The organism is Alcanivorax sp. UBA3183 (assembly GCF_002364155.1).
Lineage (GTDB): Bacteria > Pseudomonadota > Gammaproteobacteria > Pseudomonadales > Alcanivoracaceae > Alcanivorax > Alcanivorax jadensis.
Genome location: NZ_DEXN01000017.1, coordinates 16,681 through 41,462 on the forward strand (window position 1 = coordinate 16,681; position 24,782 = coordinate 41,462).

Genomic DNA, 24,782 nt, shown 5'->3' on the forward strand with positions numbered 1-24,782 from the left:
CGCTTGCCAGCAAGCTCCTACATTGCCGGGAAAGGTTTTGGCGCACCAGCACTGGAATTAAATGCCGTTTTTCGCCATCGTAGCGGGCACTAATCCGGATTCGTGGAACCTCCATGCACAGTCGCATTTTTCTGGCCGTTGGGCTGATCGCCACCAGTGGCCTGACCCTGGCCAATAACGAAATCAAGGCAGTGAAAGTCAGTGGCGCCAGCCACCCTAGCCTGGCCGGGGAACTACCCACTGGCACCCTGACCCTGGGTCGGGAGACCCTGGCCAGCATGCCCGCCAGCAACCTGACGGAAGTGCTGGATACCGTGGGGGGGCTGCAAGCCAGCCAGCTCTATGGCACTAACGGCAGTGAGGCGAGCCTGGATCTATTGGGCTTCGGTGCCGGCGCCAACCAGAACACCCTGATCCTGCTCAATGGTCGCCGCCTCTCGAATATCGATCTGGCCAGCCCCTTTCTCAGCGGTATTCCGCTGGCCGCCATTGAACGTATCGAGATTCTTCCCGGCGCGGGTGCGGCCTTGTACGGCAATGGTGCCGTGGGCGGAGTGATCAATATCGTCACCCGCCGCCGCTATGACAACAGCGCCGGTCTGGAAGTGAACGGTGGTAGCTATGGCTCCCTGGGCGGCAGCGGCTACGCCACCGGCCATCAGGGCAGCCTGAGCGGCGCTGTGGCCATGAGCACCCTGGACAGCGACGGCTACCGGGATAATAACGAGGTGCGTAACCACAGCGCTTTTGCCGATGTACGTTATCAACAGGACGGCATTGAGGCCTACTTCACTGCCAACGGCGAAAAACAAGAACTTGGACTGCCCGGCGGTCGTAGCGAAGCGCAATTTCGCAACAATCCGCAGGGTACCGACACCCCCTTCGACGATGCCGAACAGGACAATTACTGGCTGATGCCGGGCCTACGCATTGCCCTGCGCGGCAACACCGCACTGACTTTGGAAGCCAGCAAGCGCCGTCAAGAACAGACCTTTGCGTTTGTCTCCAGCGGCAGCTTCGGTGAAACCGTGGTGGAGAGCTACAGCGTCACGCCCAAACTGGAAGGCCAGCACACTACCGGCAGTGCCGTTCACAACTGGACCCTGGGCCTGGATCTTCACGAATACGATTACGACAGCCGAACCAGTTTCGGTAACCGGGAGCTGGAGCAAAGCCAGCGGGCCTGGTATCTGCACAATCTGGTCAGCCTCACACCGAAACTGTCTCTCAGCGCCGGCGCCCGCAAACTGGAAAGCACTCTCAGTGGCGAGGGGGCGGACAAGGAGCAGGATGGAGAAATGTATGAGGGCGGAATCCGCTATACCTTCACGGGTAACCTGGCCCTGTTCGCTGGCGCCCAGCGCAGCGTGCGCATTGCCAACGTGGATGAACTGAGCCCCTTTAATCCCCCCATTGATCCGCAAACCGGTAAGGGCTACACCGCCGGAGCCAGCTGGTCCCAGGGCCGCCAGCATTCCACCCTGACCTTCTGGCGAGCCGAGATCGACAATGAGATCCTCTTTGATCCGGTCAGCTTTACCAATCGCAATTTGGAAGACCGCACCGTGCACAAGGGCGTCAGCATCAATTCCCGCTGGCGGCTGGACAAGGACCTGATGCTGACCATCAACGCCAGCGCCCAGCAGGTCCGTTTCGACGGCGGCCCCTTCGACCGCAACGACGTGCCCCTGGTGCCGGAACAAACCCTGCAACTGATCGCCGACTGGCAGGCCCTGTCCTGGCTGTCCACCCAGATCAGCCATCGCTACGTGGGGGATCGCCGCTACGACGGCGACCTGGACAACCGCTTCCGCAAACTGGACCACTACCGCACCACGGACCTGCAATTGACCGCCCGCTATCAGGCGTTTTATCTCAAGGCAGGCGTCTACAATCTGGAAGACCACCAGGTGGTGGACTACGGCAACTTCAGCAACACCACCAACACGGCCACGCTGTATCCATTACCGGAGCGTCATTACCGGGCCGCGTTTGGCGTGGAGTTCTAGGAACCTTTGTAGGGTGCACTGAGCCTAAGGCGAACTGCACCGGCCTAAAGTTTTGATGGTGCAGTTCGCTTAGGCTCAGTGCACCCTACGACCGACTCGGACACCCCGGAGAACAACGACTCGTTTTCCCTCCGAGTCCGCTGCGGTTAAAACCACTTCATCAGGAGCCAGCATGAGCGACAACGACAAGACCCGCATCAACCGGGTGATCACCCGCACCGGCGACCGCGGTGATACCGGGCTGGCCGATGGCAGCCGGGTCAGCAAGTGGCACCCGCGCATTCAGGTACTGGGCGAACTGGACGAACTGAACAGCGGCATGGGCGTACTGCGCGCCCGGTCACTGGACGCAGATCTGGATACCGTGCTCGGCCTGGCCCAGCAGTTGCTGTTCGATATCGGCGGCGAGCTGGCCATACCCGGTCATCGCGTGATCGACGACCACGATCTGGTGGAGCTGGAATCCCGGGCGGATACCTTCAACGCCGAACTGCCGCCATTGAAAGAGTTTGTGCTCCCCGGCGGCCACCCGGACGCCGCCTGGTGCCACCACTGCCGCACTGTGGCCCGGCGCACGGAACGCCACTTCGTGGCCCTGCAGGAGGCCGACGAGGACGCCGTCAACCCGGTCAGCCTGGCCCTGGTCAACCGGCTTTCGGACCTGTTGTTCGTGATGGCCCGGGTGATCAACTTGCGCCAGGAATCGCCGGAAGTACTTTGGCAACCGAAGGCAAAGAGGGGCTGATCTCGCTGTTTGGAAATCCTATTTTTTACCACAGAGAGCACAGAGTTCATTGAGGAGCCCCCCTCTTCAGCAACGTAGCGGTGCAACAATCGTAGGGGTAACCGTACCAGCCCACCGCTAAATTGGTGCAGTTCGCTTAGGCTCAGTGCACCCTACGTCATCCGTTAGTCTGTGCCGGTTTTCAAGGCCAGTAAGGTGTTTTTGCGGGAAGCGATGCTTGCAGCGTGAAGAAGTGGGCTCGTCCAACCTTGAGCGTCAGGCCTCCGGCACCGCCATTGTGAAAACATTGTGCAACCCTGCCGCAACGGCGCGGTACCGGGCTACACTGGGGTCCCGGACCGACGATTTCACGCCATGGGCATCCGCAACAAACTCTTTGTCATTTTCCTGTCTACCTTCCTGGTGCTGACCCTGGCGGCCAGCGGTTTTTATTACCTGTCGTTCCTGCGCAGTCTGGAAACCTATCTGGATGAACGTCAGCAAGCGCAGGTAGAACGACTGGCGGATCACCTGGGGTTGCTCTATCAGCAGCGCGGCGGTTGGCAGTTCCTGATGGACGATCCCCGTCAACTGAAACGCCTCTACCGGCTGGCCGGTGACCGGGATGAGGACCGGGACAGCCGCGGCGATCACCGTCACCTGCAACTGCTGGATGCACAAAAACAACGGCTGTTCGGCCCAACAGCGCCGCGAAAATTCCGCTCGGAAATTCCGGTTCGCAGCGGCAACACGACGGTGGGCTACCTGACTTACCCGGACCAGGAAGCCATCCGCGACAAACTGGACCAGCGCTTCATGGGCCGCCAACTTCGCTTCATGGGCTGGATGCTGTTTGTGGGCGTGGTTCTCTCGCTGCTGGTGTCCTGGCTGCTGGCCCGTCATCTGGTGGCACCCATTCTTGCCCTGTCCAACCACACCCGCGACCTGCAGGAAGGCCACTACAGCGCCCGCCTGGAAACCCGCCGCCGGGACGAACTCGGCACCCTCACCGAACAGGTCAATCAGCTGGCGCAGCGGCTGGATCAGGGCCAGCAGGCCCGCCAACGCTGGTTCTCGGATATTGCCCATGAGCTGCGTACCCCGGTGGCAATCCTGCAGGGTGAGCTGGAAGCCATCAGCGATGGCATTCGCCCCTTGAGCCCGGAGTTCATCAAGTCTCTGGAAGGAGAAGTGGCCCAGCTCACTCACCTGATCAACGACCTGCACGACCTGGCACTGGCGGATGGCGGCAATCTGCGTTATCGGTTCCACCGGGAGGATCTGGCGGACCTGCTCGGCGAGGTGGTCGACAGCTATCGCAACAGCTTTAGCCAGCAGAGCATCAGCCTGGAAACCCGTATTCCCGACCTTGCCGTTATTGATATGGATCCGGTGCGCATTCGCCAGCTGCTGGACAACCTGCTGCAGAACTCTCTCAAGTACACCGCCAGCGGCGGTACCTTGAGTCTCTCGCTGACACACACTGGCGACAACTGGGAACTACTGCTGGAAGACAGTGCCCCGGGCGTGCCCGACGAGGCCCTGCCCCGCTTGTTCGACCATCTGTACCGGGTAGAAAGCTCCCGCAACCGCCGCACCGGCGGCGCCGGCCTGGGGTTGGCCATTTGCCAGCGTATCGTTGAAGCCCATGGCGGCACTATCGGCGCGGAGCACAGCCCTCTGGGCGGCGTGCGCATCCGTATCACCCTGCCGGGAGAGACCTCATGAGCCGCATCCTGATTGTGGAAGATGAGCCGCGTTTGTCACAACTGATGGCAGACTACCTCCAGCATGCCCACTTCCACACCGAACAGACCGACAGCGCCCGGACCGCCATGGCACTGGCAAAAGAGGAACGTTTCCAGGCCATCCTGCTGGACCTGATGCTGCCGGACGGTGACGGCATGGAAGTGTGCAAAGCCATCCGCCGCCACAGCCAGGTGCCGATCCTGATGGTCACTGCCCGAGTGGATGAAGTGGATCGCCTGCTGGGTCTGGAACTGGGCGCCGACGACTATATCTGCAAGCCCTTCAGCCCCCGGGAAGTGGTGGCCCGGGTCAAGGCGGTACTGCGCCGGGCCAATCCGCAACCGGACAGTGCCGGCCCCACCCTGACCCTGGACGACGAACGCTATGAGGCGGTCATGGGCACACAGCGGGTCGCCCTCACTGCCATCGAATTCGCCCTGCTCGCCACCCTGTCACGCCACCCTGGCCGCATCTGGTCCCGAGACCAGTTGATGGATGAAATCTACCAGGACCACCGGGTGGTCTCTGATCGCACCATCGACAGCCACATCCGCAAACTGCGCCGCAAGCTCAGCGACGGGGATGACGCCTCCCATGACTGGATCGGCAGTGTTTATGGGGTCGGGTATCGGCTGGAACAGCCGTAGAGCAGCTTCTAGCTTCTAGCTTCTAGCTTCTAGCTTCTAGCTATCAGTGTGCGAGAGAGCGAAAAATGACCGTCAAGCATCCTCTTTCTTTTGTTTTATCTTTTTCTAGCAGCTCGCAGCTCGCAGCTAGCAACTGCTCCTTCCTTATTTCCTGCATATTCCTTGCACGCTTCCCGCCCATACTGATCCCACACATTCACAGGGACTCACTGAGTCACAAGGAGATCACCATGAAGAAATTGGCTATTGTTGCACTGGCTATCTTTACCACTTCCGCTTTTGCCTATGGCCCCGGTCATAAAGGCGGGGAGCACATGGTGGAGCGTCTGGAAAAGAAACTGGCACTGAGCGAGGAGCAAAGTACCCAGCTCAAAGCTATCTTTCAGGAGCAGGGCGAGAAGATGAAAGCCTTGCACGAAGAAACCCAGGACAAGATGAACAAGGTACTGACCCAGGAACAGCAGGAAAAACTGGCCGAGATGAAAGAAAAGCGCATGGAGCGCAGGGCAGAGAAAAAAGAAAACCGAAAAGACAAAAAGGGGCGTGATGTCGAATAACCCCCGCACTCTTGCCTTGATAAAAAAGCCGGCAGAAGCCGGCTTTTTTATCGCTACCACTACAACAAGGCGCGCCGCATATCCGTCAACAACTGACTCAGATAGGTAGTGAAACGAGCCGCATCCGCGCCATCAATCACCCGGTGATCGTAGGACAGGCTCAGCGGCAACATCAACCGGGGCTGAAACTGCTCACCGTCCCAGACCGGCTGCATGTCTGAACGGCTTACACCCAGAATGGCAACCTCAGGCCAGTTCACGATGGGGGTAAAGGCAGTGCCACCAATTCCCCCCAGCGAGGAAATACTGAAAGTACCCCCCTTCATGTCAGCCGGTGTCAGTTTGCGGTTGCGGGCCTTTTCCGCCAGCTCACCCATTTCCAGAGCAATGGCTTTCAGACCCTTCTTGTCCGCCTCCTTGATCACCGGTACCACCAGACCATTGGGAGTATCCACGGCAATGCCGATATTGATGTAGTGCTTCTGGATCAGGGCCTCACCGCTGTTTTCCAGCGAGCTGTTGAAGCGAGGAAACTCCTGCAGTGCCCGGGCGCAGGCGCTAACCAGAAACGCCAGCATGGTGAGTTTGACGCCGTCTTTCTCCAGGGCCTTGTTCTGGTGTTTGCGGAAGGCTTCCAGGTCAGTGATATCCGCCATCTCATGCTGGGTAACATGGGGAATGGTCAACCAGGAGCGGATCAGGTTCTGGGCAGACACCTTGCGCAGCTTGTTGAGCTCCAGCCGCTCAATCTCACCGAACTGACTGAAATCGATCTCAGGCAACTCCACCGCCAGGCCTCCACCGGAAGCCGCAGACGCACCGTCCAGCCTCTGTTTTACCCAGGCATGTACATCTTCCTTGAGGATACGATCCTTGGGTCCGGTGCCGCTGACCTGGGCCAGATCCACGCCCATTTCACGGGCCAACTTGCGCACCGCCGGGCCGGCGTGCACGGATTTGGAGGGAGAGCCGGAATCTGCCGCTGGCGGCGGAGAGGTCGCTGGAGCCGGTTTTTGCTGTTGTGCGGGCTGGCCCGATGCCGACGAGGTCGCCGGTTTCGCTTCTGGCTTTTCTTCTGCCTCGGCGTTCTTGTACGCTGCCGGCTTGCCCTCGGACACCGCAAGGGTCAGCAGGGCATCACCGGTGCCCACCTTATCTCCAACCTTCACGGCTACCGATTCCACCTTGCCGGCGGAGGGAGCGGGGATTTCCAGGGACGCCTTGTCCGATTCCAGCACCACGATGACCTGCTCGGCCTCCAGACTGTCGCCAGCGGCCACATTCACTTCGATGATTTCGGCGGAATCAATATCGCCCAGGTCAGGAACGGTAACGGTTTCACTGCCACCGCTTTGCTGCTCTTGTGGCGCGCCGGACTCATCCTCTTCCTGCGGCTTTGAGGCTGTATCCGGTTTTTCCTCAGAGGCTTCAGGCGCATCACTGGCGGCCCCGGATTCCGCGGAAGATTCCTCTTCCGACTCGCCTTCGGCCTCCACTTCCATCAGCTCATCGCCTTCCTTGACCCGGTCGCCGACCTTGACGCCAATGGCAGTAATCTTGCCACCCTGGGGCGCAGGGACTTCCACGGTGGCCTTGTCCGACTCCAAAACAATAATGGTGTCTTCTGCAGCGATGGTGTCGCCGACTTTCACGCTGATCTCGATGACGTCAACAGGATCACTGCTGCCCACATCGGGAACACGAATCATGCTCTTACTCACACCAGTCTCCTTTTGTGAGATCACGCAGGGGTGCGATCAATGCATCACCGGATAGGGTTTATCCGTGTCGATGCCGTATTTTTCGATGGCTTTTTTCACGGCAGCCGCCTCCACCTTGCCATCCTTGCGCAGGGCACTGAGTGCCGCCAGCACGACGAAATAGCGGTCCACTTCAAAGAAGTGGCGCAGTTTCTGGCGGGAATCGCTGCGGCCGAAACCGTCGGTGCCCAGTACCGTATAGCATGCATGCACCCAGGGCCGGATCTGGTCGGCGAAGGCACGCATGTAATCGGTGGACGCAATCACCGGGCCGTCCCGGCCATCCAGGCATCTCTCTACCCAGTTGCGTTCGCGTTCCTGATCCGGGTGGAGAATTTCGTCCCGGTCCAAACGCAGACCTTCCCGGCGCAGTTCGTTAAAACTGGTGACGCTCCACACATCCGCCGCCACACCGAAGTCATCGCGCAACAGCTCCGCCGCCGCTTCCACTTCACGCAGAATGGTGCCGCTGCCCAGCAACTGTACGCGGGGGGATTTCTTGGTTTTGCCCTTGCCTTCGCGCAGCAAGTACATGCCCCGGCGAATGCCTTCTTCGGCCCCTTCCGGCATGGCACCGTGCACGTAGTTTTCGTTCATCAGCGTCAGGTAGTAGAAGACTTTTTCGTTGTCTTCGTACATGCGCTTGAGGCCATCATGGAGAATCACCGCCAGCTCGTAGCTGTAGGTGGGGTCATAGCTGACACAGTTGGGCACGGTGCTGGCCAGCAGATGACTGTGGCCGTCCTGATGCTGCAACCCTTCCCCGTTCAGGGTGGTACGACCGGCGGTGGCCCCCAGCAGGAAACCGCGGGCCTGGCTGTCGCCGGCGGCCCAGCAAAGGTCGCCCACGCGCTGAAAGCCGAACATGGAGTAATAGATATAAAACGGAATCAGGGTGAAATCGTGCACGCTGTAGCTGGTGGCTGCCGCCAACCAGCCGGACATGGCACCTGCTTCGTTGATGCCCTCCTCCAGGATGCGACCCTTCTTGTCTTCCCGGTAGTACATGACCTGACCGGCATCCTCGGGCTCGTATTTCTGGCCACCGGAAGAGTAAATGCCCAGCTGCCGAAACAGGCCTTCCATACCGAAGGTGCGCGCTTCATCCGGCACAATCGGCACCACCCTTTCGCCGATCTGCTTGTCCTTGATCAGCGCGCTCATCATGCGCACAAAGGCCATGGTGGTGGAAATTTCCCGGTCACCACTGCCTTCCAGGAAGTTGGCAAAGATATCCAGCCCGGGCAGGGTCAGCGTCTGGCTGGCCTGCTGACGACGCACTGGCATATAACCGCCCAGCTCGTCGCGCTGCTCTTTCATAAAGCGCATTTCCGGGGAGTTCGCATCCGGCCGGTAGTAAGGCACATCCTTGAGCTGTTCATCAGTGAATGGCATATCGAAGCGATCGCGGAAATCCTTCAGGCTTTCCAGGTCCAGCTTCTTCATCTGGTGGGCCTTGTTGACCGCTTCGCCGGCGCCGGTGGCGTAACCCTTTACGGTCTTGGCCAGAATCACCGTGGGCCGACCGGTATGGTTAACCGCCGCATGGTAGGCCGCGTAGACCTTGAAGGGATCGTGGCCACCGCGGTTGAGGCGGTACACTTCATCGTCGGACATATGCTCCACCAGCTTCTTCAGGTCCGGGTACTCACCGAAGAAATGCTCACGGGTGTAGGCGCCTCCGTTTTTCTTGTAGGCCTGGTATTCGCCATCCACGCACTCTTCCATACGGCGGCGCAGCAGGCCCTGGCTGTCCCGTTCCAGCAGTGGGTCCCAGAGACTCCCCCAGACCACCTTGATCACATTCCAGCCGGCACCGCGAAACACACCCTCCAGTTCCTGGATGATCTTGCCGTTACCACGCACCGGACCATCCAGCCGCTGCAGGTTGCAGTTAACCACGAAGATCAGATTATCCAGTTTCTCGCGACCGGCCAGGGCCAGGGCGCCCTGGGATTCCGGCTCGTCCATTTCCCCGTCGCCCAGGAAGGCCCACACCTTGCGGTCATCCTTCTGGATCAGCTCACGGTTTTGCAGGTACTTCATCACATGAGCCTGGTAGATGGCCTGAATCGGCCCCAGCCCCATGGACACGGTGGGAAATTGCCAGAAATCCGGCATCAGCCAGGGATGCGGATAGGAGGACAAGCCCTTGCCATCCACTTCCCGGCGAAAGTTGTCTAGCTGCTCTTCGCTGATACGCCCTTCCAGGTAAGCGCGGGCATAAACACCCGGGGCCGAATGGCCCTGGAAGAACACCAGGTCCCCTTCGTTTTTATCGCTGGGAGCCCGGAAGAAATGATTGAAACCCACATCGTAAAGCGTGGCGGATGACGCAAAGGAGGCAATGTGGCCACCCAGCTCGTCATCGTTATCCATGTTCGCCCGCATCACCATGGCCAGTGCATTCCAGCGCACCAGGGAACGCACCCGGCGTTCCATGAAGATATCGCTGGGAATCGGCACTTCGTCTTTGGCAGGGATGGTATTGAGGTACGGAGTGTTGAGGTCAGTACGGCGAATGCCCTGTTCCTGGGCCTCGTTGGTGATGGTGTCCAGCAGCCAGGCGGCCCGTTCCGGGCCTTCGCGCTCGACCACGGATTCCAGGGCTTCGAGCCACTCCCGGGTTTCTGCCGGGTCCATATCATCAAAGAAACTTCTTTTGTGCATGGGCATGCGTCCTTTTTCGCGTAGCCAGGCAGCCCTGCAGGATCACTGCAGGGCTGCGGGAATAAGCGCCCGAGGGTGTTGGGCGAGAGGTTCCAGACCTCCGGTACAAGCTCTTTCCATACTAGCCGCAATGACTGGCCGGTCAAATGACGATAATCACCACTGGCCTGTCACTGAAGGACTGGACGTTCGCTATCCACAACATGTCACCGGCGGCCCAGTGAAAAAACCCGACCAACGTCGAGCCCGAGACGTTCGACACTCAAGAATGCCGTTGGAGCTTTGCTTGCAAAGCGAAGGGTTGACGTTTTCCCAGGCCTGGCTCAGAGATCTTCGCTTTGCGAGCAAAGCTCCAACGCCCCCAGCCGGCTTATTGTTTAGATCACAATAATCCACAGCGCCGCCAGGATCAGCCAGATGGCAACGCAGCGCAGTAACAGCCCCTGCAGGGATTCCAGATGATCCAGGGCCGCGGACAGGGAGCCGTCACCGCTAGCCTGGGAGTCCTCCAGGGCCACATTAGCCACTTGCTGCAGCGGCTGGCCACTGTGTTCCTGACGCCACCAATGGCCACGCATTTTTTCCATAACCGCGGTGAAATCACCGGCCAGCGCCATGCTCAGCACCAGCAGTCTGTTGGCCGGCCAGCTTAGCCAGCCATCCAGGCGAGCTTGCCAGTGATTGGCCTGCTCGTCGCCAGCCCGGGTTACCCAGGCTCGATTGAGTACGACCAGAAACGCCGCTCCGAAACCCAGCACCACCAGCCAGAAGATCGCGATAAAGAGCTGCTGCTCCCGCGCCAGAATCTTTTCCGTCAGGGCACTCTGGTAGGCAGGATCACCAGGTGTTCCGGTCACATCGAATTCATCCGTGGCCAGGGCAGCAAAGCCTTCCGGGTCGTTCATTCGACCGCGCACCAGTAATTCATCCACATGACGGAACTCGCTTTGTCCGCCAACCAGCCACAAGATCAATACCATGCCCAGAACCAGCACTAACAACTGCCCCCAGAAGCCGTCCAGCCAGCAAGTCAGGGCGTAAATCAATAGTGCCGGCAACAGCACGGCCAGCCACCAGACTCGCTGTCCCTGCCCCAGGCGGTTGCCCCATTGCTGCAACCAACCCTGATGGCGTTGCGGGTTGGTGAGCCATAATGGCCAGCTGGTATCCAGACGGCGCAGGCCGAGGACCAGTATCAGCACCAGAAACTTCATGCCATTTCCTCCTGAGAGCCTATTTAGAATCTATCCGCAGCCGCGCCGGAGTCCTTTCTTACCCTGTAAATAGGGTCGCCAGATCGTGATTGCGATTGTGCTGTGTAGTCATTCTACATAAGCAAGCGCAATCGCGGGCTGGTGGCAAAAGGGGCCCGGCCCTTCGGGTTACCGCTAAAAATAGCCCCATGCTGTGTTATGAACCTTGAACTTGACCCGTCAGGCCCTACGGTTCATGCCTTGCCTGGGGCCATTTTTAGCGGCAACGCGGCTGCGGATAGATTCAAGATAGGCTCTTAAATCCAGCCAGGCGAGCCCGATAGGTCGTCCAGTCGAAAGCGGGGCCCGGGTCGGTCTTGCGGCCCGGGGCGATATGTTCGTGGCCGGTGATGCGGGTATCGTCGATCGCCGGATAGTGGCACTGCAGTAGCGCTGTGAGTTCCGTCAGGGTCGCGTACTGCACGTCTTCATAGGGAACAGTATCTGCGCCTTCCAGCTCGATGCCGATGGAAAAATCATTACAGTTTTCCCGCCCGGCAAAGCAGGAAACGCCGGCATGCCAGGCCCGCCGATCGCAGGGAACAAACTGCAACAGGCTGCCGTCACGCCGGATGAGAAAATGCGAGGACACGGTGAGCTGGTGGATTTCGCGGAAATAGGGATGGTCGTCCGGGTTCAGGCAGTTCTGGAACAGGGCCTGGATATAATCGCCGCCGAACTGCTCCGGCGGCAGGCTGATGTTATGAATCACCAACAGGGAAATATCATCGGGATCGGGGCGGGGATTGAAATTGGGGGATGGACACCACTGTGCCTGATCGACCCGGTGTTCGTCGTTGAGGGTGAGCACCCGCGCAAGCTCCTTATTACCTGCGCGGAACCGACCAACTCAATGGTGAACGTTGGCCTGCATGCGGCGCAGGTCGCCAATAACCGCTTCCAGAGCCCGGTCGAACAGGGCTCCCTCTTCAATGAGTTTAACAGTCCCCTCATGCAGAGCAACGGCCAGGGTGTAAGCGGAGAACTCTTCCACCTTGATTCCGCGACGGTTGGTAAACACCATCTTCACCCCTGCGCGGATATTGGCAGCCAGCTTGGCGCGACGTGGCTCGTCACCGTCTATGATCTCAATCCACTGACCCGGAGCAAGCTGACCGGCTTTTTTCACCAGGAAATGATTTTCCGGCAATACGGCTTCTTCCTGGGCTTGCGGTTGCGGTGCCGGCATTTCCGGCTCCACTGCCACCCGCTCGGTTTCCAGGCCTTTCAGCAGTTGTTGGTGCACATCCCGGAACTTGATCAGTAACTGCTTGGCTTCTGCCTCATCGTAACTGATCTGGCCAAGCCCGCTATGCAGAGTCTTGAGGAGTTTGGGGCTGAGCGCCTTGAGCTTTTCCAGCGCCGCCTGATCGCGGTGCGGCAGGACACTCCAGACCACCCCATCAACCACCTTGACCTGCTGTTGCCAGGCAGCGCTATCAGCGCCTTCGCGCAGCCAAGTCAGGTAAAGCACCTGCTGCCAACCCTGGCGCAGTAACCGCACCACCACATCCGGCAGTTGACGGCCGGCCATGCGCTTGTCGAGCACCGCCACCACTTCCTGACGGGCCAACTCGGCGCGAGCCTTGCCTTCCTCCGCTTCACGCACCCGTTGCTCAACACGCTCGGAGCGTGAGCTCTGGCTGTCGAAAAAGCGCTGAAACTCATCCAGCAGGGAGGCGAACAAGCTGGCATCGTCTTCAAAGTCATCAATGATGCGATGTACCGCGTGGTTGATACGCTGGTACAGATCGTCCTGGATACCCTGTTGCGGGTCCCACTGATTGCCGGCCCGGGCGAGCATGTTGAGCAGTAGTCGAGCTTCGTGGTTGTCGTTACTGAAGAAGGTCTTGTCGGTGATTGCTACTTTCAGCAAGGGGATCTGCAGGCGCCCTATCAGCGCCTTGATCTCGGAGGGCAGGCCCTCGTCATCCAGAATGAAATCAAACAGCAGAGACACCAGGTTAATCACATCGTCATCGGCCTGGTCCAGGGCATGGATGGCTTCGCCATGCTCACTATCGAGCAATTCTGACAGGTCTTCCTTCAGGTTGGCCTTTTCACCGTCTGTTTCGCTGAGGCTGCGTTCGACACGCTGCAGACGATTGAGCACGCCCATCAAGTCATCAGAGCTGACCTGGTGAACGGAAGCCGCATTGGCCACCGGGGCGCCATTGAGATAAGGCACGCCGTTCTGCATGACCGCCATGGCTGCATTAATATCACCACCAACAAGGGCTCCGCCACCTGCTGGCGCCGCTCCGCCCTGCATACCGCGCATGGTGACCAGCAATTCCTGCAGCAGCCCGAACATCTGATCGTTATTTCCCGTACCCGAACCAGAAGAGGAAGTCTGGCTGGATGCCAACGAGCGATTTCCCGGTTTGCGTGCAGGCGCAATAGGGGCGGATTTCATATCCGGCAAGACCCCGGCGTCTACCAGTACCTTATTGGCCTCAGACACCATGAAGCCAGTTTCCGCCATCACTTCTCGCTCAAACAGCTTGAGGATGATCAGGCGAGCCTTGATGTCCAGAGAGAGCTTTTCCAGACCCTCGTTGAAGGCATCGACCAGCTCACGCGGTTCCAGCGGATTATTCCGCTCGGTGATTTCCGCCTTGCTTTCAAACAGGTATTCCAGACGGTGGCAAAGCACCTTCAGCTGTTCTACACAGCCATTACGGGCACGACGAGCCATGTTATCCAGGGCCACCGAGGTTTCCAGGTCTTCTTCATTCACCAGGGTCAGGGAGTCCAGGTCAAACTTGGCATTTTCAAGCGACGCGGCCTGTTCGTCAGAGTGACCGAGCGTGGCAAACTTGTGCTGAATGGCCTGCTTCAGGCTGGCAACCAGACCAGCACGCTGCACGCGAAGCTGGCGCATGGCATCAAAGTAACGCTCGCGCTCGCTATCCGTTTCCTTCTCTGCCAGGTCGTAGAGGGTGTCGTCAGCACCATCAAGCATATCTTCCAGATAGGAAGACGCCAGTGACAGATAGCGGTCACGCACTTTTTCGATCGGTCTGGGCAGGCTGTTAGCGGCTGTTTTGCCGGCGACCGGTTTGAGCTGAGTAACCTTGGCCATGACACCCCCGGGGTTAAGCTTCACCCGCTTCAATAATGGGACTGTAGTTTTAATACTCTACTAAGCTAACACATCAACAGTCTACGAATTTTGAACCAGTTGGCATGTGAGACTTTGTGTGTATGCAACCACAAACACGTCGCCAGCTTTCCCTGCCCGCTAAATTCCCATAGCCTAAGGCCTTTTGGGGCAATGGACGAGAGCCATGGAGCAAGCGGTTACCATTCTTAAACAGATCAGTGGTTTTTTATGGGGATGGCCGGCACTGATCCTGATTGCTGGCACCGGTATCTATCTAACCCTGATCCTGCGGTTCCTGCCGCTGCGTCAGTTGGGATTCGGCTTCAAGCAGATGTTCGGCCCGCAGGTGGGGGTCGGCACCATTGGTGCTGGCGCCGCCTTGGCCACGTCGCTCTCTGCCACTATCGGCACCGGTAACATCGTGGGTGTTGCCACTGCCATCCACTCAGGAGGCCCCGGGGCACTGGTGTGGATGTGGCTGATTGCTCTGGTGGGTATGGCTACCAAATACGCAGAAGCCGTGCTGGCCGTGCAATACCGGGAAAAAGATGCGGCGGGCCAGTACGTGGGCGGCCCTATGTACTACATTCAAAACGGTCTGGGCCGTAACTGGCGCTGGCTGGCCATTGCCTTTGCCGTCTTCGGCATGTTGGCAGGCTTCGGCATTGGCAATAGCGTCCAGGCCAACTCTGTCGCACACGGCCTGCAGGACAGCTTCGGGCTTCCTGCATGGGTAACCGGGGTCACCTTGGCCGTCCTCGTGGGCCTGGTGGTGCTAGGCGGCATGAAACGGATTGCCACCGTGGCCACTTATATCGTTCCCTTTATGGCGCTGGCTTACCTTCTAGCCGGCTTGGTGGTGCTGGTGGACCACGCTGACGCGCTGCCCGCCGCCCTGGCCCTATGCTTCGAAAGCGCTTTCACCGGCACCGCGGCGGCTGGCGGTTTTGCCGGCGCCCTGGTCAAGGAAGCAATCCGTTTCGGCATTGCCCGGGGCATATTCTCAAACGAGGCCGGACTGGGCAGCGCACCCATCGCCCATGCGTCCGCCAATACCGATCACCCGGCCAGACAGGGCTCCATCGCCATGCTGGGCACCTTTATCGACACCATTATCGTCTGCTCCATCACCGGTCTGGCCATTATCGCCTCCGGTGCCTGGACCAGCGGCGCCGAAGGTGCCCCCCTGTCCGCCCTGGCCTTCTCATCTACTTTCGGTGACTTCGGCAATGTGATTGTGGCCGGCGGCCTGGCGATTTTTGCCTTCACCACCCTGCTGGGCTGGAGCCTGTACAGCGAACGATGCACCCAATTCCTGTTTGGCGACCGGGCCGTCCTCCCCTTCCGCGTGATCTGGGTACTGGCCGTACCGTTTGGCGCCGTTGTCAGCCTGAACCTGGTCTGGGCGCTGGCCGACATCATGAATATCCTGATGGCGATACCCAACCTGATAGCTCTGCTATTATTGTCACCCGTGGTGGTGCGGTTGAGTCGAGAGTTCTTTGACGGCCGCCACCCGGAATGAATATTGGTAGGAGCTTGCTTGCAAGCAAGCTCCTACAGCGTTAACACACCTGTAGGACTCACCTCAGCATGACCACAGCCCTCCCCGACTACGTGCGCGACGATATTCAACGCAACGTAAGCTTCGCCCTGGAAGAAGATATACGCAGCGGTGACATCACGGCACAGCTCATTGATGCCGATAGCGAAAGCACGGCCACCATCATCACTCGCGAAGAGGCGGTCATGTGCGGCACTCCCTGGGCTGAGGAAGTGTTTCGGCAACTGGGCGATGTACAGATTGAGTGGCATGTTCATGACGGTCAGCGACTGCCCGCAGAGACAACCCTGTGCACACTTCGCGGCAATACCCGGCAAATTCTCACTGGCGAACGCACCGCGTTGAACTTCCTGCAGACCCTTATGGGCACTGCCACCACAGCGCGCCAGTATGCTGATGCTGTGCAAGGAACCACCGTGACGATTCTGGATACGCGCAAAACACTCCCTGGAGTTCGCGCCGGCCAGAAATACGCTGTTCTGTGTGGAGGCTGTCAAAACCACCGGATCGGGCTGTACGATGCGTTTCTGATCAAGGAAAACCATGTAGCCGCCTGCGGAGGGATTACTGCAGCCATTCAACGCGCGCGGGCTCTGGCACCGGAGAAGAAGATTATTGTGGAAGTGGAAACACTGGCGGAGTTGAAAGAAGCCGCAGCAATGAGACCGGATCAGATTATGCTGGATAATTTCAATTCCCAGATGCTGACAGAGGCCGCCTCACTCGCCACCGAATGCGCACTGGAAGTCTCCGGCAACTTAACTGTAAACAATGCCAAGACCCTGCCCAAAGGACGCGAGTGGTTTCTGTCCTCGGGGGCACTGACCAAGCATGTACAAGCAATCGATTTATCCCTGCGATTACAATGATGGCCATTGTCACTGCCGCAGGAATATAACGTAACGATGCTGAGTGCCAGTTCCAGCGAATGGAAACCGGATTGTTTGCGGGACTCCAGATATACTGCAGACAAGATTCAAACGGCAAAAGCATTTTGCCCGGTGGCTTTTGTCAGAGGCGACAGAAACCGCCCGCCAGATCACAGGTTACCGTTCCTGTGCCGGGTGCTACCGGCGTAAGGGTGAGCGTGTCGCCGGCAGAAATGGGGTAACTGATTAACGGCAACGCAGTGCAGCGACTCGGCGCCGCATTTGCCGGAAAGCTGGTCCCCGTCACGGTGACATGGGTCACCCCCACTCGAACATGGGCCGCCGCCTCAGCAAGGCAGGCATTATCCGCCGACTGTCTTATGTAATCGTTGTACGCCGGAATGGCGACCGCCGCCAGGATGCCAATGATCGCCACCACGATCATCAGCTCAATTAATGTAAACCCCTTTTGATAATTCACAGCCCCTCCCTCATTATTGTGATCCCGTTACTTTCCCCTGATCAAAACAATGCATAAACCAGACCAGATTTTTTAATGAGAAATCCTTCGGAAAACGGGGCGGGGCTGCAGACAAAGGCCTAATAAAGACAGGAAACCACAATAATTTTTTGGCATAAACCAACAATAAAGGTCACTTTGAATTTGGCAGATTATCAAAGTTTCAAACGAATAAAACACCAAGTATGGGATGGCGCCTCTAACCGCACAGATTCAGATAGTTACTCCCAGTAATTGGTTTCAGCCGCCAAAACCCTGGGTCGTGCAAAAGGGAAAACGGGAGGACTAACGTCTTGCCACTTAATTGAAGTCACTAAAAAGCACAAAGGCCCGGGGGTATTAACCACCGGGCCTTTGTAATAAATTAGGCTAATGCCTGCTTATTGTTACGGCTTGGAGCAAGTACCAGAGCCATCACAAGATACGGTCGTTTTGGCAGTATCTTTGGCTTCAGCTGTTGACCACTCACTGCCAGCCGCAGGAGCACCAGTAGGGACAGCAATTGATTCACAAGCCCCTGGTACTGCAGGGGTAAGGTTAGCTACATCTGAATCCTGTGAATACTCAATCAGCCAGTTATTGGTTTGAGCCTTCAGCTCTGCCAGACAGGAGTCAACCCGGCTCTGCTCCACGTAATCCTGGTAAGCCGGGATAGCCACCGCGGCCAAAATGCCGATAATGGCAACCACGATCATCAGTTCGATAAGGGTGAAACCCTGCTGAATTTGCTTCTTCATGTCGTCTCTCCAACGTAAAATTTGCAAGCCTTATTGTTGAGCTCACTCTTGGCGAGCCTCTGCGTTGATCTAATGCATAGAGCGGGCCAACTTTTTGCTTATTAGGAAAAATCATTAGAAACCTGTAAATTCAACGCCGAATCGCACTGCGCACAACTGCAGAGATGACTATTGAGTTTCTCCTGGAATTACCGTCAGCAGTCATAACCGACACTATTCGTCACTCGCCGGCAAAATAACGACAAAAAACGTCACCCGAATGACCGCCACCATCACTTACCTCGCCCCCCCCCTTCATTCCTTGAAACGAGTCCCCAGCTTCATAGAGGGCCATGATAGGGTGGGCAATAGAGGCTGGATCCGACTTTAACCAAGACAAGGGAATAAATAACAGCCTCTCAGGGCAACTCTGCCCCTCGACGCTAGAGGTAGGGAACCCTACCGCAAAGCTGGGAATACCTTTAGAAAGGCCCGACAAGGTACTGATTTTGCGACATCCACTCTTCCCTGTGCCGGTGACAACCGGTATGTTACGAAGAAAGTGTTGGGCATACCGACCATACTAAGCATAAACAAGCAGGTTGCCATGACTAGCCAGACCCTTTCCTTCAGCGGCTTACCGCAAAGGCTCATCAAGCAGGAATTGCTGACCGCCGAAGACGCACAGCAAGCACAACAGCAGGCTCGCCAGGAGCGGGTGAGTCTCGTTCACCAGCTGGTAAGCTCAGGCAAGCTCTCGGCGCGAGTTGTCGCAAATGCAGTGGCCGAAGAGTTTGGCGACCCCATCCTGGATCTGAGCGCCTTTCAGCGTGACAGCCTGATCAAGGATCTAGTCGATCCAAAACTGATCACCAAGCACCATGTGCTGCCCCTGTTTCGCAGGGGTAGCCGGCTTTTTGTGGCAGTGTCAGACCCGACCAATTTGCCCGCACTCGAAGAAATCCGTTTCAACACCGGCCTCAATGTAGAAACCATCATCGTTGAGGAGGACAAGCTCACTCACTGGATTGATCACCTGGAATCAGAAGCCGAAGGCAGCGCTTTTGATGATCTGGATGATGATATGGGTGATCTTGATGTTGGACCTGCCGAAGAGAAAAAGGACGAAACCCAGTCCGGCACCGATGACGCCCCCATTGTACGCTTCGTGAACAAGCTGCTGCTGGATGCGATTAAAGGGGGGGCCTCGGATTTACACTTTGAACCTTATGAAAAGACATACCGGGTGCGGTTCCGTCAGGACGGCATTCTGAAAACCGTCTCCAAGCCACCGATCAACATTGCCAGCAAATTGTCAGCTCGCCTGAAGGTGATGTCACGACTGGACATTTCTGAACGCCGGGTCCCGCAGGATGGCCGGATCAAGCTGAAAATTTCCAAAACCCGTGCCATCGATTTCCGGGTAAACACCTGCCCCACGTTGTTCGGGGAAAAAATCGTGTTACGGATTCTGGACCCGGAATCTGCAAAAATGGGTATTGAGGCGCTGGGCTATGATGAAGATCAAAAACAGATGTATCTGGATGCTCTTCACAAGCCTCAGGGCATGATTCTGGTGACTGGCCCCACCGGTTCCGGGAAAACGGTCTCCCTCTATACTGGCGTCAATATCCTCAACACCCCTGAGCGCAACATTTCTACTGCTGAAGACCCGGTAGAAATCAACCTGGAAGGCATCAATCAGGTTAATGTTAACCCCAAACAGGGCATGGACTTTTCGGCGGCCCTGCGAGCCTTTCTTCGGCAAGATCCGGATGTCATTCTGGTTGGTGAAATCCGGGATCTGGAAACCGCCAACATTGCCGTGAAGGCGGCACAGACGGGTCATATGGTGCTTTCTACCTTGCACACCAACAGCGCACCAGAAACATTGACTCGCCTACGCAACATGGGCGTACCCTCCTTCAATATTGCCACCTCGGTAGTCCTGATTATTGCCCAGCGATTAGCACGCCGACTTTGCGAGCACTGCAAAAACGTAGTGGACGTACCGCAACAGTCCCTACTTGAGATGGGCTTCACGGAAGAAGATATTGGTACCGGGTTTACTGTTTATGGCCCACAAGGGTGCGACAAATGCACTAACGGCTATAAAGGTCGGGTAGGGATTTATGAAGTCGTCAAAATCACTGACGGTATTGCCCGGATTATTATGGAAGAAGGGAACTCCATCCAAATTGCAGATCAGTGTCGCAAAGAAGGATTCAATGACTTACATCGCTCCGGCCTCGTAAAAGTCATGCACGGCGTGACCAGCCTGGAAGAAGTTAACCGTGTAACAAGCGGACATTAATTATGGCAACAAAATCAGCAGAACAAAAAAACGCCACTTTCGTTTATGAAGGTGTTGACAGGCAAGGAAAGAAAGTAAAAGGCGAGGCTTCTGGCAAAGGTCCAGCTCTGGTTCGTGCAGAACTTCGCAAACAAGGCATTAACGCCAAAAAAGTCATCAAGAAACGCGAAGTTAGCTTTGGTGGAAAGAAAAAAATCAAACCCATGGATATCGCCATTTTTACTCGTCAGATGGCAACCATGATGAAAGCGGGCGTCCCTCTTGTTCAAGCATTTGAAATCGTTGCTGACGGCCTGGAACACCCCACCATGAGACAACTGGTGCTGAGCCTGAAAACAGAAGTTGAATCAGGCAGTAATTTTGCAACGGCCCTGTCAAAGCATCCAGATCAATTCGACGATTTGTACTGCAGCTTGATTGAGGCCGGCGAGCAATCAGGCGCGCTTGAAACAATGCTCGATCGAGTCGCGCTTTATAAAGAAAAAAGCGAACTCCTCAAACAAAAAATCAAGAAAGCCATGAAGTACCCGGCAACGGTTGTTGTTGCGGCTGCCATTGTAACTGCAATTCTTTTGCTGAAAGTAGTCCCGGTATTTCAGGATCTTTTCGCCGGTTTCGGTGCTGAACTCCCGGCTTTTACCGTCTTTGTTATCAATCTGTCAGATGGACTTCAAAAAAACTTTCTGCTTATTCTCGCCTGTATAGTCGCATTTGTAATTGGATTTTCCACGCTCAAGAAAAAATCAGAACCCTTCCGGGACGCCCTGGACAGGCTGGTATTAAAACTACCCATTGTCGGTGACCTGGCTTTTAAATCGACCATCGCAAGGTACGCACGAACACTCTCAACCACCTTCGCCGCTGGCGTCCCCTTAATCGAGGCCCTTGATGCTTGTGCCGGGGCGACGGGTAACGTGGTGTATCGCAAAGCCGTTTACAAAGTGAAAGAAGACGTTTCAACTGGTCAGCAATTGCAATTTGCAATGCGAGCAACAGGTGTCTTCCCCGCCATGGCTCTACAAATGACCGCTATCGGCGAAGAATCCGGGGCACTGGATGCCATGCTGGAAAAAGTCGCCATCTATTATGAGGATGAAGTCGACAATGCCGTGGATGGCCTCACCAGCATGATGGAGCCTCTCATTATGTCGGTACTTGGCGTTCTTATCGGCGGCTTGATCATCGCCATGTACCTGCCGATTTTCCAATTGGGTCAAGTTGTAGGCTAATTAATGATAGACAATCTTTTCGATGTTCTTTCCGCGAGCCCAACCCTGCTGGTTGGGCTCTGTGTTTTTCTGGGGCTGCTGATCGGCAGCTTTCTCAACGTCGTCATCTACCGCTTACCGGTGATGATGGAACGTAGCTGGCAGCAGGAAGCCCGCGAAATTCTGGAGTTACCCGCAAAGGATGATGGCGAGATATTCAATCTGGTGACACCACGCTCCCGCTGCCCGAAGTGCGACCACGGCATTGCCTGGTATGAAAACATCCCGGTGGTGAGCTGGCTGGCACTGAAAGGTAAATGCAAGGGTTGCGCAACGCCGATCAGTAAACGCTACCCGGTCATTGAGCTGACAAGTGGCGTTCTTGCCGGCCTGTGCGCCTGGCACTTCGGTTATGGACCCTGGCTAGCCTTTACCCTGTTTGCCACCTGGACCCTGCTGGCGGCAGCCATGATTGATGCGGATACCACCCTGCTGCCGGACAGCATGACTTACCCTCTACTGTGGGCCGGCCTGCTGGCGGCGCTGCTTGGCGTTTCACCGGTATCTCTGCCGGATGCGGTGGTGGGTGCCATGGCCGGTTACCTGTCCCTGTGGAGCGTGTACTGGCTGTTCAAGCTGCTCACCGGCAAGGAAGGCATGGGCTATGGTGACTTCAAGCTTCTCGCTGCTCTGGGCGCCTGGACGGGTTGGCAGTATCTGCCGCTGATTATTCTGCTGTCTTCCGTGGTGGGCCTGGTGTTCACCCTGATCGCCACTCTCTTCGGTGGCGAAAAGCGCACCCAGATCCCTTTCGGCCCCTATCTAGCGGCCGCTGGCTGGATTGCATTGCTATGGGGCGATACCATCGTCAGCTCGTATCTCGGGATGTTTAAGATCAGTTAATCCACGCTGAACACATGCCCTAAAAGTCTCGTTGAAGCTTTGCTTGCAAAGCGAAGGCTCTGCATTACTTGAACGCTTTCGCCTTGCGAGCAAGGCTCCAACGGGTTCAATTCTGCCCAGGAGCCCCCCCCATGTTCGTAGTCGGCCTGACTGGTGGTATTGGCAGCGGAAAGACCGCTGCCACGGATTTCCTCGCCCAGCAGGGCATCACTATTGTGGACGCAGATCTGGCGTCCCGGGTAGTGGTGGAACCGGGCCAGCCTGCGCTCCAGCATATCGCCGACCATTTTGGTGAGCATGTACTCACTGCGGATGGCGCCCTGGACCGCCGCGCTTTGCGCGAGATCGTGTTTGCGGATGCGGACGCCCTCAAGGTGCTTGAAGGCATTACTCACCCCGCCATCGGCGAGGAGCTGAAACGGCAAATTGCTGCCAGTGAGTCCACCTATACCGTTCTGGTATCGCCACTGCTGCTGGAAACCAGCCAGAAAGCGCTGGTGGACCGTATTCTGGTCATCGATGCGCCGGCAGAATTGCAGGTAAAACGGGCAATGGAACGGGACCATGTTCCCGAAGAGCAGGTTGCCGCTATCATCAAGGTTCAGATGGAGAGAACCAAACGCCTGGACCAGGCCGACGATGTGGTTGAGAATCACGGCTCGCTGCAGGTACTTCACGAGCAACTGGCGAGCCTGCATCAACGCTATCTGGAAATGGCTAACGTACTCTGAACATGTCTGATACCAATAACACCACCCAAACCTATCCCTGCCCCCAGTGTAAATCCCTCACTCGCTGGACCAACAATCCCTGGCGGCCTTTCTGCTCCGAGCGCTGCAAGTTGATTGATCTGGGCGATTGGGCGGCGGAACGCCATGCGATTCCCGGTGATGACAATGCCCCCGGGGATTTTGAAGAGTTTTGATCGTCTGACGGGATAAGCTGCGGATTGGGCTGCTCGTGCATCAGCGAGAATAAACCCCGTGCCTCTTTCTCTAACAGGGGCACAACACCCGAGTGCTAGCGGTACCAACACCTACCGTAGGGTGCCACTGAGCCTAAGGCGAACTGCACCGATTCGGTGGCTGGATGGTGAGTTCGCCTTAGACTCAGTGGCACCCTACACAGGTACAGGGGCAGAGCCCGGCCAGAATGCGCGAATGCCTGCCACGCCGATGGCGCCATACTGGCGGGCGGTTTCCAGATCCGCTGGCGAGACACCACCTAGCCCATAACAGGCCAGCGGCAACCCGGTAATCCATTCCCCCGCCTGTTGCCACCCCAGGGGGGGACGATCCGGATGACTGGCAGTGACCTCTACCGGGGAGACCAGCGCCATATCCAGCCCCAGGTCTGCCGCCTTTTCCAGGGCCTCACGGCTGTGACAAGCCGCTGAAACCAGCCCCGCAAAATCTGGTCGCCCCTGACAATCCATCAATACCGAGCCCGGCATATGCAGCGCAAAGACTCCCTGTAAGGACAACTGTTCCGCCCATGCTGCCGATGAGGCCCGCAACCATACCTTGACGCCTTTTTCCCGGCACAGGGCCAGAATCTCAGGCAGTGCAGCATGCTCGCTCCACTGGCGCAGATACAGCCCAATACGGGCAGCATCCAGACGGCCGATACCCGCTTTGAGGGCTTCCAGATCCAGATTATCCGGCGCGATGGCAAGATAATCGGGAAGCGTGATCGCGGTGACCACCGGCCGGTTCGCCGCCGGAAACTCCAGCGCCGGCAATTCCGGAATCTCAAACCAGTTCACCTGCTGCCCTTCACAACCCGAAGGCTCGCCCTGCCAGGCGGTGACATCGCGAAAATGCAGGGTGACATGCAGATCCTGGTACTGGTGGGCGATAGTCATGAACGGAGAGGAAATGGCCGCCTGCATGCCCAGCTCCTCCTCCAGCTCCCTGGCCAGGGCCGCCGACAGGGGCTCACCCGGCTCCACTTTGCCGCCAGGAAACTCCCAGCGGCCCCCTTGATGCTTGTGGTCCGGGCGTCGGCTCAGGCAGATGCGGCCGTCGTTGCCGCGGATGATGGCGGCAACGACGGTGATGGCGGGGGTAGCTACGGTCATAAAAACGTTCCTTCAGGAGCGTCGGGAGAGCCATGCCCGCAGGCGCAACAGCGAATGAGCTGTCGCAAGTATGTTCGCCATGCAAGCATAGCTCCTACAGCGGTTTTTTACGTCGGGCGTCGGGCGTCGGGCG

General features: G+C 57.3%; 18 protein-coding genes and 2 pseudogenes. 12 read left to right on the top strand and 8 right to left on the bottom strand.

Annotation, left to right across the window (positions count from 1 at the left end; all coding sequences use genetic code 11):
* Window positions 1–113: 113 nt before the first annotated feature.
* The 5 genes from B3Q33_RS07520 to B3Q33_RS07540 all read left to right on the top strand — a co-directional run bounded on the left by B3Q33_RS07520 (window position 114) and on the right by B3Q33_RS07540 (window position 5,686).
* Window positions 114–2,009 (top strand): TonB-dependent receptor plug domain-containing protein, encoded by a 1,896-nt coding sequence (locus B3Q33_RS07520; protein ID WP_035249351.1) that lies wholly within the window; start codon window positions 114–116, stop codon window positions 2,007–2,009.
* Window positions 2,010–2,181: 172 nt separating this feature from the next.
* On the top strand, window positions 2,182–2,754 hold the full coding sequence (locus B3Q33_RS07525) for a cob(I)yrinic acid a,c-diamide adenosyltransferase (RefSeq protein ID WP_035249337.1): 573 nt from the start codon (window positions 2,182–2,184) through the stop codon (window positions 2,752–2,754).
* Between the two features lie 354 nt (window positions 2,755–3,108).
* Window positions 3,109–4,461 (top strand): ATP-binding protein, encoded by a 1,353-nt coding sequence (locus B3Q33_RS07530; protein ID WP_035249323.1) that lies wholly within the window; start codon window positions 3,109–3,111, stop codon window positions 4,459–4,461.
* Window positions 4,458–5,129, top strand: a complete 672-nt coding sequence (locus tag B3Q33_RS07535) for a response regulator (protein WP_035249321.1) — start codon at window positions 4,458–4,460, stop codon at window positions 5,127–5,129. Before B3Q33_RS07530 ends, B3Q33_RS07535 begins: the two co-directional genes overlap by 4 nt.
* A 230-nt stretch (window positions 5,130–5,359) precedes the next feature.
* The gene (locus B3Q33_RS07540; RefSeq protein WP_035249320.1) at window positions 5,360–5,686 is read left to right on the top strand and encodes a Spy/CpxP family protein refolding chaperone; all 327 of its coding nucleotides are present in this window, start codon (window positions 5,360–5,362) and stop codon (window positions 5,684–5,686) included.
* Window positions 5,687–5,745: 59 nt separating this feature from the next.
* Here the strand turns inward: B3Q33_RS07540 and aceF are convergent, their stop codons facing one another.
* From aceF to B3Q33_RS07565, 5 genes are all read right to left on the bottom strand, one after another.
* Window positions 5,746–7,407, bottom strand: a complete 1,662-nt coding sequence (aceF, locus tag B3Q33_RS07545) for a dihydrolipoyllysine-residue acetyltransferase (RefSeq protein WP_084573506.1) — start codon at window positions 7,405–7,407, stop codon at window positions 5,746–5,748.
* Between the two features lie 36 nt (window positions 7,408–7,443).
* Window positions 7,444–10,116 (bottom strand): pyruvate dehydrogenase (acetyl-transferring), homodimeric type, encoded by a 2,673-nt coding sequence (aceE, locus tag B3Q33_RS07550; protein ID WP_272962337.1) that lies wholly within the window; start codon window positions 10,114–10,116, stop codon window positions 7,444–7,446.
* A gap of 377 nt (window positions 10,117–10,493) precedes the next feature.
* Window positions 10,494–11,330: a membrane protein gene (locus tag B3Q33_RS07555; protein ID WP_035249316.1), complete on the bottom strand. Its 837-nt coding sequence runs from the start codon at window positions 11,328–11,330 to the stop codon at window positions 10,494–10,496.
* A 283-nt stretch (window positions 11,331–11,613) separates the two neighbouring features.
* Window positions 11,614–12,180, bottom strand: coding sequence for a 1,6-anhydro-N-acetylmuramyl-L-alanine amidase AmpD (gene ampD / locus B3Q33_RS07560; RefSeq protein WP_272962336.1), 567 nt, complete (start codon window positions 12,178–12,180; stop codon window positions 11,614–11,616).
* A gap of 39 nt (window positions 12,181–12,219) precedes the next feature.
* The gene (locus tag B3Q33_RS07565) at window positions 12,220–14,454 is read right to left on the bottom strand and encodes a DUF1631 domain-containing protein (RefSeq protein WP_272962335.1); all 2,235 of its coding nucleotides are present in this window, start codon (window positions 14,452–14,454) and stop codon (window positions 12,220–12,222) included.
* A gap of 205 nt (window positions 14,455–14,659) precedes the next feature.
* Here B3Q33_RS07565 and B3Q33_RS07570 point away from each other — a divergent pair, with 205 nt between their 5' ends.
* On the top strand, window positions 14,660–16,000 hold the full coding sequence (locus tag B3Q33_RS07570; RefSeq protein ID WP_035249313.1) for an alanine/glycine:cation symporter family protein: 1,341 nt from the start codon (window positions 14,660–14,662) through the stop codon (window positions 15,998–16,000).
* A gap of 68 nt (window positions 16,001–16,068) precedes the next feature.
* Window positions 16,069–16,908 (top strand): carboxylating nicotinate-nucleotide diphosphorylase, encoded by an 840-nt coding sequence (nadC, locus tag B3Q33_RS07575; RefSeq protein ID WP_035249311.1) that lies wholly within the window; start codon window positions 16,069–16,071, stop codon window positions 16,906–16,908.
* 381 nt (window positions 16,909–17,289) lie between these two features.
* Here nadC and B3Q33_RS16600 read toward each other — a convergent pair.
* Window positions 17,290–17,353, bottom strand: a pseudogene (locus B3Q33_RS16600) (pilus assembly protein PilE); the annotation flags it as partial.
* A gap of 697 nt (window positions 17,354–18,050) precedes the next feature.
* Window positions 18,051–18,165: pseudogene (locus tag B3Q33_RS07585) on the bottom strand (pilin); the annotation flags it as partial.
* Between the two features lie 586 nt (window positions 18,166–18,751).
* Here B3Q33_RS07585 and pilB point away from each other — a divergent pair.
* From pilB to B3Q33_RS07610, 5 genes are all read left to right on the top strand, one after another.
* On the top strand, window positions 18,752–20,458 hold the full coding sequence (gene pilB / locus B3Q33_RS07590) for a type IV-A pilus assembly ATPase PilB (protein WP_035249308.1): 1,707 nt from the start codon (window positions 18,752–18,754) through the stop codon (window positions 20,456–20,458).
* 2 nt (window positions 20,459–20,460) lie between these two features.
* Window positions 20,461–21,687 carry a type II secretion system F family protein gene (locus B3Q33_RS07595; protein WP_035249307.1) on the top strand — a complete coding sequence of 409 codons (1,227 nt, stop codon included), beginning with the start codon at window positions 20,461–20,463 and terminating at the stop codon, window positions 21,685–21,687.
* A gap of 3 nt (window positions 21,688–21,690) precedes the next feature.
* A complete protein-coding gene (locus B3Q33_RS07600) occupies window positions 21,691–22,569 on the top strand; it encodes a prepilin peptidase (RefSeq protein WP_035249306.1) in 879 nt (292 codons plus the stop codon).
* A gap of 131 nt (window positions 22,570–22,700) precedes the next feature.
* Window positions 22,701–23,300, top strand: a complete 600-nt coding sequence (coaE, locus tag B3Q33_RS07605) for a dephospho-CoA kinase (RefSeq protein WP_272963346.1) — start codon at window positions 22,701–22,703, stop codon at window positions 23,298–23,300.
* A gap of 2 nt (window positions 23,301–23,302) precedes the next feature.
* Entirely contained in the window at window positions 23,303–23,494 is a 192-nt protein-coding gene (locus B3Q33_RS07610) for a DNA gyrase inhibitor YacG (RefSeq protein WP_035249304.1), read from the top strand.
* A 195-nt stretch (window positions 23,495–23,689) separates the two neighbouring features.
* Here B3Q33_RS07610 and B3Q33_RS07615 read toward each other — a convergent pair whose 3' ends face one another.
* Window positions 23,690–24,649, bottom strand: coding sequence for a Nudix family hydrolase (locus B3Q33_RS07615; RefSeq protein WP_035249303.1), 960 nt, complete (start codon window positions 24,647–24,649; stop codon window positions 23,690–23,692).
* Window positions 24,650–24,782 lie beyond the last annotated feature (133 nt).

What these genes read in the sequence shown, in the direction of transcription:
- B3Q33_RS07600 (WP_035249306.1), top strand. Translation starts at nt 21,691, where the DNA reads ATGATAGACAATCTTTTCGATGTTCTTTCCGCGAGCCCAACCCTGCTG.
- B3Q33_RS07535 (WP_035249321.1), top strand. Translation starts at nt 4,458, where the DNA reads ATGAGCCGCATCCTGATTGTGGAAGATGAGCCGCGTTTGTCACAACTG.
- B3Q33_RS07530 (WP_035249323.1), top strand. Translation starts at nt 3,109, where the DNA reads ATGGGCATCCGCAACAAACTCTTTGTCATTTTCCTGTCTACCTTCCTG.
- B3Q33_RS07520 (WP_035249351.1), top strand. Translation starts at nt 114, where the DNA reads ATGCACAGTCGCATTTTTCTGGCCGTTGGGCTGATCGCCACCAGTGGC.
- B3Q33_RS07555 (WP_035249316.1), bottom strand. Translation starts at nt 11,330, where the DNA reads ATGAAGTTTCTGGTGCTGATACTGGTCCTCGGCCTGCGCCGTCTGGAT.
- B3Q33_RS07570 (WP_035249313.1), top strand. Translation starts at nt 14,660, where the DNA reads ATGGAGCAAGCGGTTACCATTCTTAAACAGATCAGTGGTTTTTTATGG.
- B3Q33_RS07610 (WP_035249304.1), top strand. Translation starts at nt 23,303, where the DNA reads ATGTCTGATACCAATAACACCACCCAAACCTATCCCTGCCCCCAGTGT.
- pilB (WP_035249308.1), top strand. Translation starts at nt 18,752, where the DNA reads ATGACTAGCCAGACCCTTTCCTTCAGCGGCTTACCGCAAAGGCTCATC.
- B3Q33_RS07615 (WP_035249303.1), bottom strand. Translation starts at nt 24,649, where the DNA reads ATGACCGTAGCTACCCCCGCCATCACCGTCGTTGCCGCCATCATCCGC.
- B3Q33_RS07595 (WP_035249307.1), top strand. Translation starts at nt 20,461, where the DNA reads ATGGCAACAAAATCAGCAGAACAAAAAAACGCCACTTTCGTTTATGAA.
- aceE (WP_272962337.1), bottom strand. Translation starts at nt 10,116, where the DNA reads ATGCACAAAAGAAGTTTCTTTGATGATATGGACCCGGCAGAAACCCGG.
- nadC (WP_035249311.1), top strand. Translation starts at nt 16,069, where the DNA reads ATGACCACAGCCCTCCCCGACTACGTGCGCGACGATATTCAACGCAAC.
- coaE (WP_272963346.1), top strand. Translation starts at nt 22,701, where the DNA reads ATGTTCGTAGTCGGCCTGACTGGTGGTATTGGCAGCGGAAAGACCGCT.
- B3Q33_RS07525 (WP_035249337.1), top strand. Translation starts at nt 2,182, where the DNA reads ATGAGCGACAACGACAAGACCCGCATCAACCGGGTGATCACCCGCACC.
- B3Q33_RS07540 (WP_035249320.1), top strand. Translation starts at nt 5,360, where the DNA reads ATGAAGAAATTGGCTATTGTTGCACTGGCTATCTTTACCACTTCCGCT.
- B3Q33_RS07565 (WP_272962335.1), bottom strand. Translation starts at nt 14,454, where the DNA reads ATGGCCAAGGTTACTCAGCTCAAACCGGTCGCCGGCAAAACAGCCGCT.